Source organism: Haloglomus litoreum (assembly GCF_029338515.1).
Taxonomy (GTDB): Archaea; Halobacteriota; Halobacteria; order Halobacteriales; family Haloarculaceae; genus Haloglomus; species Haloglomus litoreum.
In genome coordinates this window covers 3,244,532-3,256,594 of sequence record NZ_CP119988.1, presented here as the reverse complement: position 1 = coordinate 3,256,594, position 12,063 = coordinate 3,244,532, and the positions used below count along the sequence as shown (strand labels likewise).

The following is a 12,063-nucleotide window of genomic DNA, read 5'->3' as shown; positions in this document are numbered from 1 at the left end:
GCAACCTAGTTTTTATCCTCAGAGTGGGGGTAGAACCACCCCTTTCTGTGTAGGAGACACGACCATTCACGGCGGCAGCGCACGCTCTCGCCACAGAGCCGCTACTGCAAGCCGTACCAGTACCCGTGCCGGTCGTCGGCCGTCGGGTAGACGAGGATGAGCAGCGGCACCGCGACCATCGTCCAGACCGTCGGCGAGAGGGTCGGAATCGGGTAGAAGGTCATGTAGAGGTAGATGCCCAGCCCCACGAGCGGCGCGAAGACGACCGTGGGGGCGACCGAGCCCAGTCGCGCCACGGTCGGCGAGCCGTCGAGGCCGTACGTGGCGGTCACGGAGGGCGCCGGCCACGCGATGGTGAGCGATACCGTCTCGGCATATCGCGCGTGGACGACGTAGTGGGCAGCTTCGTGGAGCGCGTAGGCCCCAGCGCACGCGATAAGATAGGCGACGATGAGGGTGAGGAGGTTCCAGACCATGGATATTCAGGAGGTACGAGGACGCTGACACAGATTGAACGCTTCTATCGCGGCGGTTTCTACGCCCGTCCCGAGTGGAGGTCTCGGAAGGCTCCTCACGGACTCCCCAGCGCAGTGGCATGGCGCCGTGTCAGCACCGCGACGGCGTCAACGCCGAACGGGGCGGCCGCGAGCGGGACGCCGTCGAGACCCTCACAGGCTGACAAAATCGGCGTGACCGATACAGAGAGTGTAGTCAGCAGAATCCAAAGCAGATTATTGAGATGGGTAAAGGTAGTTAGAGGCATCACACCATAAAATTAAGTTAGAGGGAAGGATTGGACCGGCATGGCCATCGGGGAGTGGATTAACCTCATTCGTGACTTGGGTTTTCTTTCAGTTGGAGCCGGACTTCTATATTTTATTGCGAAAAGTGCCATCACCCAGTATTTCGATAAGCAACTACAACAGTATCAAACTGAGTTGGAAAAGGAGAAGATCCGGTTTTCTGACCTACATACAAAACGGGGAGAAGTTGTCGGTGAATTATTTACAAAAATGGTTGACTTCGAGGAAGACATGCGGTCGCTTGTGAAACCCTTTCAAGGGACGGGAGAAATCCCCCAACATGAAAAGATCAAGCAAGCAGCTGACTCTGGCGAGTCGTTTCGAGAATACTATGAGAAGAATCGGGTCTATCTCCCGCCAGACGTGTGTGAAACCACCGAGGAAATGCTTGGCGAATTCAAAGAAGTATTTGATGATTTCGCTATTTATCGAGTTCATGAGCAGGGAACGTCAGCATTTGATCCGATAGAACGGATGGATGTATGGGTAGAAGATTGGGAGAAGATCGACGATGATACCGTTCCAGAGTTGAAGCGCGAACTGGAGAATCATTTTCGTGAGTTGCTCGGCGTTGAACTCAGACAAGGCTCGGATCAGGACACATAAATCGGGCTTAGTGATATTCGATGACTGTCTCAGCTAATTCGCGCCCGCGCCAATGACCCTCTGTCGTGACCGACTCGCGCACTGTATTCAGCAAGATCGCTGAAACATATCGCAGAGTGAGGGTTTCACCAGTTCTATCGGGTTCCAGTTGGTCGACAGCATCGTGACGGGTGGGTTGCATCCGGTTCTGGATTCGGTTCCAGGAGCTGTGTTCACACCGCGCCCCGTCACGGCCCGACCACCACCGCGTGCCCACACCGGAGACACCGGACGATGTCCACGCCGTCTCGCTCGACGATCTCCAGCAGCGCGTGGTGCTCACCCAGCTCGGCGACCGTCGCGAGAATCGCGTCGACGGTCATCTCCTCACGAGCCACCACCCACGAGCGACCGGGCCCGGGAGACCGCCCCCGAGAGCGCCGAACTGATGCGGAAGTCGGTGAAGCGCCGGACGAGCAGGTAGCCCACGCCAGCCGACAGGCCGATGCCGACGACCTGCTGCCCGGGCGTCGCCCCGCCCGCGCCAGAGCCGCCACCGCCGCCGAGCGGCCCGCCCAGCAGCGACGACTGCTGGAGCGACTCGGTGTAGTTGAACGTCGTGCCGTTGGCCGTGTAGTTGCCCGTGAGCGCGCCGTCGGCCGCGTCCGAGGCGTTTCCGGTCACGGCGTCGGCCACGCACCACGTCGCGTAGCCCGCGGCCGTGTCGAACTGCCGATCCCCGCTGTACGAGCTGTTCTCGTGCGAGACGTTGAACGTGAGGCTCGTCGTCTCGTAGGACGGGTCCCAGTACTCGATGAGGAGCCCGGTCGTGCCGTCCGTGAGGACACACTCCCCGGCGATGCGCGGCCCGAACCCGTCCGACGCGGTGTACGTCACGGTCGAGCCGGGCCCGTCGGTCTCGTCGCCGTCGGGGCACTCCTGGAGGTTCCCGTCGTTGTCCCGGTCGAAGGGGTCACACGGCGGATTCAGGCCAGGGTAATCGGGCCCTGACACGCCTCCTCCGCTGGTCCCGCCGTCCGTCGCGACGGGCGTGGCCGTCGGCGAGGTCGCCGTGCCGGTCGCGGTCGGCGTGGCCGTCACATCCTGGTCGCCGACGCTGATCAGGTACGGGTCCGGCGCCGACTTGTTCGCCCGCCAGCCCAGCGAGCCCCAGCGTGTCGAGCGGTCACCGCTGGTCGCGACGACCTCGACGCGGTAGGGCGTGCCGTCCTCCAGGCGGACGCTCGCCTTCCCGTAGGCGTTGATGTCCTTGTCGGAGATCTCCTTCCAGGTGCCAGGGCCGGCCTTGAACGTCGTGCCGCCGGGCAGCGGGAACTCGATAGCACGGTCGAAACGGTAGACCTCCAGCCGCGACAGCGAAGGCGGGTAGGTCTGCTTCGCGGCCTCGTCGAGCTGGAACTCGCGGACGAAGGTTCCGCTCTCGAAGAGTTTCAGGTCGACAGTTCGCGGGGCGCCGGCAACATCGAAGCTATCCGAGGTCTTGTTCTGGTAACCCGACGCCGAAGCGCGAATTTGGTAATCCGTTGCGTCAGAGACAGCATCGAACTGGTAGTATCCGCTGCTGTTGGTCGTCGTCGTGGAGATCACGGAGTCCGAGGAGTCCAGCAATTCCACAGTCCCGCCATTGATCCCGGAGCCGTCGGCCGTGGAGATAGTCCCAGAGACGGGCTGGCCGACAGCAGCCCCGTCAACTGCGAAGAAATCCCAATATTGATAGCCACCACTTCCTCCGAGAACAGCGAATTGCTCTACACTAACGCTATTTACGAAGCCAACGCCGGTTTGGTTGTAAATCTCATTTCCGTCAGCGTCCAGTATTATTACCGTGTAGGTATCGGAATTGTAATCAATATTTTTATACTTCCACCGTACCCACTCATTTTGAGGTATATCGAATCCGGTATCCGTCGAATCTACAAAAAGACTCCCGTCCGATTCCTTGACTTCTACGCGGGTTGCGACACTTCCGCTACTGCTTCGCAATTTAAATGCCGATGTTCGTGTTGAACTCGAATAATTTGCGTAGTAGACCCATGCAGAAGCACTAGATGGATTTGCAGAACTCAGGTCTTTCGTGATCCGCGCACCACCGCCGTTATCCGAGCCATCATGTAACATCGAATAAGACCCTTCATAAGCTCGATTCTGACTTGCCGAGAAGGCCTGCCCGTTAATCACCTTAGTCCAATCTGAAATCGAACCGTCCTCGAAATCGTCAACAACGGTTCCCGCAGCAGACGCGCGATCCGCAGCAGGGAGAGGTCCCAGGGAGATTGACACAGCACCGACGAACATCGACGTGACCACCATCAGCGCCAGCGCCACGCTCCGCGCCTCAACAGCCGACAGCCGACTGGTGACATCTCGACCCGCCGAGACGAGCGGTCGCGGGTCCGGTCGCACGATCAGGACGAGCGCGAGCACGCCCACGGCCGCCGCCTCGCCCGCGATCACGGACCAACGAAGCGTCTCGGGCAGGCCCGCGGTCGCGACCGCGTAACAGTTCAGCAGCCCGTCCGCGAGGAGGCCGCTCGCGAGAAGGCCGCCGAGGTGGTGCGTCTTCAGGAGATCGTCCGGCGCCTCGTTACGAGCGCGGGCGTACCGCAGCATGGTGAAACCCGCGAACACCAGCAGCGGCGTCCCGACCGCCCACGTCTCCATCGAGGCGTGCTCGATGACGAACGCGCTGACCGGATTCACCTCGCGGGCCGCCGCCGCGCCGACCATCACCATCGTCGTCACGACCGCGAGCCACGAGCCGAGATGGCCCGCCAGCTCCGCCAGCCGCAGTTTGTCCTCGACGATGCCTCCGCCGTCGTCCGTGTGATGTGTCTCGTTCATCGTTTCAGAGACCCTCCGCTACCGAACCGAGCAGTTCCAGCAGCTGTGCCACGACCCCGCTGTCCAGCGAGAGCGCACCCGTCGTGACGCCGCCGATGACCACGAGAGCGACCACGCCGACGACCACGCTTCCGATGCGAACCCACCGCGCCGCGCCGACGAGCAGCGTCGACAGTTCCCGCCCGTACCAGATGCCGACGATGACCAGCGCCAGCGCGCTGATCGACACGCCGAGCTCGACGCCGACGTGCTCGGCGAGGAAGCCCAGCACGGCCTCGACGAGCTCGAAAATCACCACGACTGACCACCCCCCTCGCGCTTGCAGGTTAAACACGCGCGCGTACGGGGCGTGTCAGCGCGCCGAGACGACGCAGCCCCGGTCGCCGGTGAAAATCCGGGGGTGGTGCTGCGCTCAGATATCACGGAGCGCCACCTCGCGTTCCGGGTAGGAGATGGAGATCTCGCCCTCGAACCCGTAGGTCCGGTACGGGTTCGGCCACTGGATGTCGACGAAGTTCATCGAGTTCCAGATGACCGCCTGCCCCTTCGAGAGGCGACTGGCGTAGTTGCCCTTGATCGGGACGCTATCCGGCAGTCCGGTCAGGCGCCCACTCGGCGTAGGCGTCTCCGGCATCGTCATCCAGAGGCGCTCTTTCTCCCTGACCGTCTCCTCGAACGTAGTCAGGGAGTGCGACATGAAGACGCACGAGAAGTTCTTCTTTCGAGCCTTGCCGTAGGCCTCCGCGAAGCCCTTCACCTTCGTCTTCGTGTCGTTGGCATCGTTCTCCGGGCGAATCGGCAGCATGTCGCCCGCCTCGTCGATGACCGCCGTCGTCGGGTGCAGCGTCACGTCCTTCTTCGCTCGGGCGTGGACGAGCCCGTGCATCCACTCGACGAGGCCCGTGTTCTCCTCGGTGTCCTCGGCCTGCCACGCCGAGGTGAACGAGGCCTCGACCAGCTCCTCGCACCCACGGAACTTCGGGTCCGGCAGCACGCCGTAGATGGCGCCTGGACAGGTCTGTTCCAGCAGGTCGACCGGGTCCGTGTACGTGAGCGTGTCACGGAAGACATCGGTCGGGTCGATCTCGACCCGCGGGAGCGAATCGTCCCTCGGCACTGCCATGAGCCGCACGTCGACACCGGCCGGCATCGCCAGCGTGACGTAGGGGGCCAGCGGGAGGATCTCGCACTCGTCGAGCGTCAGCTGCCAGAGGACGGTCTCGTTGTTGATCTCCGTCATCCGGGCGCCGCACAGGAAGTTCGCCGCGCTCGTCTTGCCCTTCCCTGGCTTCGAGTGGGCGTGCCACCCGATACCGCCGTCGTCCATCGCGTCCAGGATGTCGCGGTTCTCGGGCTTCGCGAGCCACTCCATCACCCGCTGGCGGGTCTCGGGTTCATCGGAGAACCGGTCGAGGTCGCCACGCTCCAGTGCCCAGATATCCGCGTCCGAGACGTGGATAAGCGCGTTCAGGTACGCGCTCGGGTAGCGGTAGGCCGGGTGGTTCGACGCCTCGATCTTCTCGAGGACCTTCCAGAACGGCTTCGCGCCGAAGTGCTGGTAGATGGACTCGCCGTCGTGGTGGCGATTCCGCTGCGCGTCGAGGCCGAACGAGCCGCCGGAGTCGTGGTAGTACGCCTGCTTCGAGGACGTGTGAGCCTGAAACTCCTCGCGAATCCACTCGCGAACGTCGCTCTTACCGGCGGTGCCGTCCAGTCGTGTGCGTTGTCGTGTCTGACTCATATCAGGTAGAGAGAGGCTCGTGGCTGTCGGTCACGGTCTCGACCGTCTCCTCAGCGCCCGACTGCAGTGTGCGGATGCCGCGGTTCATCGCCGGCAGTAGCACCGTCGCCGCGAGGTTCTCGCGGGCGGTCCGGGCCGGACCATCGTCCGGTGGGGCGACCAGTGGGTCGTATCCCATCGGCGTGTAGCAGCAGTACTCCAGGAACGACGCCGGCAGGTTGCCCTCGGTCGCCGGGCGAAGGTCGTGGACCCACAGCCGGATGGCCTCGCGGTCCGAGAAGCCCTCGAAGAGATCGACCAGCGCCTCGTGCTGGGCCCGGTCCGTCGCCGACAGCTCCGGGCGCATCGCGATGAACTTCTGCCGCTCAGGGTCCGGCGTCCCCTCGCGCTGCTCGCCCTTTTCCGAGTCCGTGTACTCGTGGACGCGCTCGCGAACGCGATGGAACGCGGTCCGGAACGCGCGGTGCAGCACCACGTCGCCGAGCTGGCCGCGGCGGAACTGTTCGATGTCACTGTCGCCGACGAGATCGTCTAGGACATCTGGGCGCAGCGCGACTGCCTGGAACCACTCGTCCGGGATGTATCCCAGCGACCGCACAGCCACGCGCTGGAGCCAGAGGAGCACATCCTCGCGGGTCTCGAACCCGGCGTGGAGGTCCTCGACGAGCGTCCGCTGGTCAGCGGCGAGCTTCCGTAGCGCTGGGCGACGACTCTCAGTCATCGGCCGGCACCTCCTCGTCACTCGTGTTCGGGTCGGTGTCCTGGAACTCCTCGTAGACCTCGTGCATCTCGCCGTTGACGCCGGCCGAGTAGCCCCGCATCAGGCTCATCGCCTGCTTGATGGGCTGGACGCTGGCCTCGCCGAGCTTCTGCTCCATCTCCTCGAACGTCTTCGCGTCCTCGGTCCCCTGCCGCATGGCGACCATCGACGCGTGGACGCTATCGAGATGCGCCGGCGCGAAGTCCGCTCGTGCGTAGGCGTCGTGTTTCGGCCCGAGCATCCCGACGAGCAGCGCCGTCGCGAGCGCGCCGACGCCGACGAGCGGGCTCAGTGCGAGTCCCGCCAGCGCACCGACCGCCGCGGCGCCGGCACAGCTGACGAGGATGCGGTCGACGTTCCAGGCCGACTCCGTGACCGGCTCGCCATCCTCGTCGAGGACCGTCTCGCCCTCGTCGGTCGTCTTCGGGACCGCCCGCTTCCACGCGAAGGTGAAGCCCTCCGGCTCGATGTCGAGGACCTCCTCGGCGTCGGGGTCGATGTAGATCTTCTCGTCGACGGAGCCTTCGTCGACCTCGACCATCGCCGCCCGCTCGTCGTAGTTGTAGAACGTCGCCGGCTGTCCGAACAGCCGAGAGAGGAACCGCAGCGGCCCCTTGCCGACGACCGCGTGGCCGCCGTCCGGGAGCTTGACGACCCGCTTCGTCGTCTCGGACTCGCCGATGCGGCCGACGACCGACTCGCCCCGCGGCGACTTGGCGTCCTCGACCTTCGGCTGGACGAAGCGGACCTTGTCGACGTTCTGCTGGAAGGTCTCCAGCATGATCAGCCACGCCAGCACGAGCACCCACAGCGATATCGCCCACGGATTCGCGACGACGAAGTTCGCGATGCCGCTGTAGTCGATGAACAGCGCGATGCCGGTCGTGAGCGACCAGCCCAGGACCCACGGGAAGTAGCCCCACTGCGGTCCCACGCCGGCGATGGCCATCGCCTTCCGGATGGACCACCCGCCGGTGATGAGGCCGACCAGGAGCAACCAGCCGAAGTCGAAGATGACAGACTGGAGGTAGTCGCCCTCCGAGTCGATGCCCGCCGACTGGGTGGTCGCGACCGAGTGGTGGCCGAAGACCCACCGCGTCTCCGGGTTGTCGGCCAGCCACATCGTCACGCGAACCGGGTTCTCGTGGCGCTGGAGCGGGACCTCGATGGTCGGCCGGCCGCGCTGGTAGTCCAGCGTCTGCGTGTGAACGCTCACGTTGGCCGCATAGCGGACGGTATCGGTCGAGTTGCCTCGCTGGACCGTGCGCGTCTTCGGCTCCCAGTAGGCGATCTTCAGGTCCGTCTCGCCCGAATCCAGCGCGAACGTCCGGAGGTAGACCTCGTTCTTCTTGACCGTCTGCATCCCCTGCGCGCCGACGTACTTCCAGTTCGAGTTGTCCGGGGCGCCGCTCGATCCGGCCGGCCACGCGATGAGCCACCAGAAGCGGTCCTCGGCGAGGCGCAGGCTCTGTGCGTCCGCCGCGACCGGCTGGCCGCCGCGGGAGAGCTCCTCGATGGTCGGGCCGTCGGGCTCCGCCGCAGCGCTGCCGGAGCTGGACTGGGCCGGCGCCGGCGTTGCGGTCGCCGTCGCCGTCGTGGTGGGGGTTGCCGTCGGGGTCGGCGTCGCTGTTGGCGTCGGCGACTGATCGAGCGACGCCGACATCCAGGCCGCAGGCGTGCTCGACTGGTTCGCGCCCGGGGTTGGGGTACCTGTCGCTGGCGTCGGTGTCGTGGTCGGCGTGCCGTCCTGCTGCGGGACAGCGACGGCGACCGCCGGAACGACCGACGCCACGAGCGCGAGGGCGGCCAGCGCCGCAGCGACGCGTGCCCGCACGTTCAGATCCCCTCCGGGATGGCGCCGAGGATGTCGTTGACGAGACCGGTCACGGCGTCCGGGGCGACGACGACCGCCGCCAGCACGGCGCCGCCGATGAGGAGAACGGCGACGGCGCGCATATCGACCTTGACGAAGGTCGCCATCAGTCGCCAGCACCTCCCGAGGACGGGCGCGGTTGACCGCCATCGACGCTCGATGGTGGGTCAGCGGCGACCGACCGCGGCTTGGATAGCTTCCGGACTGCGGGTTCCGCCTCGCCAGCCCAGGCCCGCGGTTCGGCTTCCCGTTCGTAGCGTGTCGCCGAGGGCGTCCTGTCGGCCGCTGAGGGCTGCCCGACGAGCGAGGTGACCCACTGGTCGTCTCGGGTGGGTCCACGCCAGCGGTCCGTCTCTCGGCGGCACTTGCGACACTCGTGGACGTGCGCGGGCGTCTGGACACAGAGCACCGAGTCCAGAAGCAGCCCGCCTCCGACGAGGCTCGCGCCGGCGAGCCCGACGCCGACCAGCGGGTCGCCCGTCGCCGCCATTCGTGCGCCGGCGTACACCAGCACCCCGATGAGAACGAGCATGAACACGAGGAGACCGAGCTGCTTCGTCTCCATCAGCGCCTCCAGCAGCGTCCAGTCGCGGTCCAGCGTCCGCTCGGCTGCATCCTGCTCGACCGCTGACCGCGTCTCACGCTCGTCGAACGAGCCGTGAATCACGACTCACGCACCTCCACGATGCCGATGCCGACGACCAGCGCGAGCGGGATTAGCGCCAGCGCTGGCTGCTCCATGATCTCCGGCGAGAGCGACAGTATCCAGCCGCCGGCGACGAACGCCGCGGCCGCCACGCCCGTCACGAGGAACGAGACGTAGCCCTGTCGACCCCCGTAGGAGAGCGCGATGCTCGGGTCCTCGTCGCTGCCGGCGACGACACGCCGGTAGGTGTACAGCAGCAGCACGCCCGTCGTGACCAGTGCGACACCGTAGCGTGCGCCGTCGACGACCGCTGGGAGCTGGTCAAACGGCATCGGTGCTCACCTCCGCGAGACCGTACTCGGCGTCGACGCGGTCGAGCCCGCGTCGGGGCACGTCCTCGTACCAGTCGAGGACCGCGCCGCCCAGCATATCCATCAGCATCCAGGCGATACCCAGCGTACAGGCCATGTACGGCACCGTGAGGCCAGGGTTCGACAGACTCGCCGTCGGACCGACCAGGAGTGCTGGTGGAATCGCAGCCAGCACCAGCGCCGCCAGCGCCACGGGGATGTACGCCTTCGTCTTGCGGGTCTCGCCACGACGTTCAGCCGCTTCGTCTGGAATCGGTGGCCCACCGCTGTACCGCTGGTAGGCACTGATGTACTCCGTGAGGCTGCCGTACTCACCCGTCAACGCCGTACACCTCCGAGAGAAGGTACGTGCCGAAGACGGCCATCAGCGCGAGACCGACGTACTGGTCGGTCGTCAGCTGGATGTTCCCCGAGAGCACGCCGGCGCCGAGGCCGATGCCGGCGAGGTTCGAGACGACGAACGGGTGCATCCCGATGAACTGCGTGCCCATCGCGACGATGTCCACGCCCTGGGTGATCGCCACGGCCGCCGTCGCCAGCAGGCCGCCGAAGATCATCCCCAGCCACCGGGCCGTCCGGTTGGTCGCCCACTCGAACCGGTCGTCGCTCGACTCCGGCGCGTTCAGGTACGCCGCGATGTAGCGGCCCGCCAGCAGCAGGAACGACCCACCGAAGACGATGATGAACAGCGTCACCGCTCCGGGCACCTGGAAGCCGAACAGCTCCGCCATCAGGCGCCACCTCCGGTAGTTCGGCCGCTCAGCGCGGCCGGCGATTCCTCCGTCTGAGTGTGTGTGATGTGTCTCATCGGTTGTTGTACCAGGATACCGCACGGTCCTTCAGCCGGTCCAGCTGGACGGTGACGAACGCGATGGCCGCCCCGAGCAGCAGTGGCCCGGCGATTTCGCCGTAGCCGAGTCGGGGGAGGATCTCGCCCGCCGAGACCGCGATGGCCGGGAACCAGTAGCTGGAGGTCGCCGAGATGAACGTCCAGGCCGGCTCGAACCAGCCGAATCCCCACGCGCCCAGCAGACTCACCAGCGCCGAGAGCTGCGTGAGTGGGTGAGCGAAGGCCTCTCGTGCTTGTGTTGTCAGTGTCATCGTCCGAGAAGTGCCATGATGCTGCTGCCGCCCGGGATGAACTCCAGCCCGGCCACGGTGACTCGATACAGAACGAACAGCGCCAGTCCGACGGCGCCCGCAGCGACGACTGGACCGGCCGGGCCGGCTGCCTCAACGGCGACGGCCAGCGACTCCTGGACCCCACGCAGTGTGCCGAGGATGTCGAACCCGACGAACGCGAACGCGAGCACGAGCTGGCGCTGCAGCCAGTTGAGACCGCCGACCAGCAGGTCGAACGGGTACAGCACGGCGCCGATCAGGAACTCGAAGAACCCCAGCACGACGCTCACGACGAACCCCGAGACGACGCTGATGACCAGCGCCGCCGGGTTGCTCGCGAATCGCCGGAGGAAGTCCGCCGTCTCGCTCGCGAACTGGGCGCTCCGGGCTGCCGTTCCGCCGCCGGTCGGGAAGAGCGGGATGCCGCCATCGTCCTCAGGCACGGCTGACCACCCACCTGAAGACGAAGACGGCCGTCAGCCCGATTCCCAGCGCGACGGGGAGGCCAGCCGGGCCTGCCTCGTAGACGAACATCCACGTCGCGAGGAAGCCCTCCCTGACGAGGACACCCGGCAGTCCGACGACGACCGCGACGACGCTCGTGAGGAAATCGCCGAGGCCGCCCAGCAGCGCAATCGGGATGTCGAAGACGCCGAACACGAGGCTCGTCAGGCCGGTGAACAGCGCCCCGAACGTCGCGCCGATGCCGACCTGGGTAAGGCGGCCGAAGTCTGGCGTCGTGAAGCCGTCCGGGCCGGTCGTGAGGAAGTCGCTGAGGCTAACCACGCCGGACCACCCCCGGCCGCACCTCGCCGTGAGTGGTTCGGCCCGGCATCGTCAGCCCTCCTCCTCTTCTTCGGCGTCGGTGAAGCCCGGCGTCGGGAGGTTGAAGCCGCTCCCGATCAGCGGGAAGAAGTTCGTCGTCTCCTCCTCGCTGGTGATGGCGATGATCACGTAGGCGGACAGCCCGATGATGGCGAACGCGATGGGGAGCGACAACGGGCTCGCGAAGAGCCCGCCTGGGCCGATGGACCGAGCGCTCGCGATGGCGCCGAAGTCGATGACGATGCCGAACGAGCCGAGGAACGACTCGACCAGGCCAGCCGACTCGGTTGCGAACGACTGCGCCGGCTTGATGAAGATATCCGCCAGCGTGAACACGCCGCTCGCGAGTACAGTGCCGATGGCCAGCAGCACCGCGCTCAGGCCCTGGAAGATGACGCCGCCGATGGAGCCGGCGTTCTTCGCCCGGTCGAACAGCCGCCGGACTCGGGGGCCACCCGCACCGGACGCGCTCATC

At 65.7% G+C, this 12,063-nt stretch carries 17 protein-coding genes; 1 reads left to right on the top strand and 16 read right to left on the bottom strand.

Features of this window, described 5'->3' with window-relative positions:
• Nucleotides 1-101: 101 nt before the first annotated feature.
• The gene (locus tag P2T62_RS16340; protein WP_276258136.1) at nt 102-476 is read right to left on the bottom strand and encodes a hypothetical protein; all 375 of its coding nucleotides are present in this window, start codon (nt 474-476) and stop codon (nt 102-104) included.
• A 327-nt stretch (nt 477-803) separates the two neighbouring features.
• Here P2T62_RS16340 and P2T62_RS16335 point away from each other — a divergent pair, with 327 nt between their 5' ends.
• Nucleotides 804-1,409 (top strand): hypothetical protein, encoded by a 606-nt coding sequence (locus tag P2T62_RS16335; protein WP_276258135.1) that lies wholly within the window; start codon nt 804-806, stop codon nt 1,407-1,409.
• A gap of 227 nt (nt 1,410-1,636) precedes the next feature.
• Here P2T62_RS16335 and P2T62_RS16330 read toward each other — a convergent pair whose 3' ends face one another.
• From P2T62_RS16330 to P2T62_RS16260, 15 genes are all read right to left on the bottom strand, one after another.
• Nucleotides 1,637-1,771 carry a hypothetical protein gene (locus P2T62_RS16330; RefSeq protein ID WP_276258134.1) on the bottom strand — a complete coding sequence of 45 codons (135 nt, stop codon included), beginning with the start codon at nt 1,769-1,771 and terminating at the stop codon, nt 1,637-1,639.
• A gap of 4 nt (nt 1,772-1,775) precedes the next feature.
• Entirely contained in the window at nt 1,776-4,250 is a 2,475-nt protein-coding gene (locus P2T62_RS16325) for a carboxypeptidase-like regulatory domain-containing protein (RefSeq protein WP_276258133.1), read from the bottom strand.
• Nucleotides 4,251-4,254: 4 nt separating this feature from the next.
• A complete protein-coding gene (locus P2T62_RS16320) occupies nt 4,255-4,545 on the bottom strand; it encodes a hypothetical protein (protein ID WP_276258132.1) in 291 nt (96 codons plus the stop codon).
• Nucleotides 4,546-4,662: 117 nt separating this feature from the next.
• Complete coding sequence (locus tag P2T62_RS16315; RefSeq protein ID WP_276258131.1) at nt 4,663-5,991, bottom strand: hypothetical protein; 1,329 nt, start codon at nt 5,989-5,991, stop codon at nt 4,663-4,665.
• A 1-nt stretch (nt 5,992) separates the two neighbouring features.
• Complete coding sequence (locus P2T62_RS16310; RefSeq protein WP_276258130.1) at nt 5,993-6,712, bottom strand: hypothetical protein; 720 nt, start codon at nt 6,710-6,712, stop codon at nt 5,993-5,995.
• The gene (locus tag P2T62_RS16305) at nt 6,705-8,585 is read right to left on the bottom strand and encodes a hypothetical protein (RefSeq protein ID WP_276258129.1); all 1,881 of its coding nucleotides are present in this window, start codon (nt 8,583-8,585) and stop codon (nt 6,705-6,707) included. The genes P2T62_RS16310 and P2T62_RS16305 overlap by 8 nt, the downstream gene beginning before the upstream one ends.
• 2 nt (nt 8,586-8,587) lie before the next feature.
• The gene (locus tag P2T62_RS16300; RefSeq protein WP_276258128.1) at nt 8,588-8,731 is read right to left on the bottom strand and encodes a hypothetical protein; all 144 of its coding nucleotides are present in this window, start codon (nt 8,729-8,731) and stop codon (nt 8,588-8,590) included.
• Nucleotides 8,731-9,291, bottom strand: a complete 561-nt coding sequence (locus P2T62_RS16295; RefSeq protein WP_276258127.1) for a hypothetical protein — start codon at nt 9,289-9,291, stop codon at nt 8,731-8,733. The genes P2T62_RS16300 and P2T62_RS16295 overlap by 1 nt, the downstream gene beginning before the upstream one ends.
• Nucleotides 9,288-9,602 (bottom strand): hypothetical protein, encoded by a 315-nt coding sequence (locus tag P2T62_RS16290; protein WP_276258126.1) that lies wholly within the window; start codon nt 9,600-9,602, stop codon nt 9,288-9,290. Before P2T62_RS16290 ends, P2T62_RS16295 begins: the two co-directional genes overlap by 4 nt.
• Nucleotides 9,592-9,963 carry a hypothetical protein gene (locus P2T62_RS16285; RefSeq protein WP_276258125.1) on the bottom strand — a complete coding sequence of 124 codons (372 nt, stop codon included), beginning with the start codon at nt 9,961-9,963 and terminating at the stop codon, nt 9,592-9,594. Before P2T62_RS16285 ends, P2T62_RS16290 begins: the two co-directional genes overlap by 11 nt.
• A complete protein-coding gene (locus P2T62_RS16280) occupies nt 9,953-10,372 on the bottom strand; it encodes a hypothetical protein (protein WP_276258124.1) in 420 nt (139 codons plus the stop codon). Before P2T62_RS16280 ends, P2T62_RS16285 begins: the two co-directional genes overlap by 11 nt.
• 73 nt (nt 10,373-10,445) lie before the next feature.
• On the bottom strand, nt 10,446-10,742 hold the full coding sequence (locus P2T62_RS16275; RefSeq protein WP_276258123.1) for a hypothetical protein: 297 nt from the start codon (nt 10,740-10,742) through the stop codon (nt 10,446-10,448).
• On the bottom strand, nt 10,739-11,206 hold the full coding sequence (locus P2T62_RS16270) for a hypothetical protein (RefSeq protein ID WP_276258122.1): 468 nt from the start codon (nt 11,204-11,206) through the stop codon (nt 10,739-10,741). The genes P2T62_RS16275 and P2T62_RS16270 overlap by 4 nt, the downstream gene beginning before the upstream one ends.
• A complete protein-coding gene (locus tag P2T62_RS16265; protein WP_276258121.1) occupies nt 11,199-11,549 on the bottom strand; it encodes a hypothetical protein in 351 nt (116 codons plus the stop codon). The genes P2T62_RS16270 and P2T62_RS16265 overlap by 8 nt, the downstream gene beginning before the upstream one ends.
• Before the next feature lie 51 nt (nt 11,550-11,600).
• Complete coding sequence (locus tag P2T62_RS16260) at nt 11,601-12,062, bottom strand: hypothetical protein (protein ID WP_276258120.1); 462 nt, start codon at nt 12,060-12,062, stop codon at nt 11,601-11,603.
• Between the last annotated feature and the right edge of the window lies 1 nt (nt 12,063).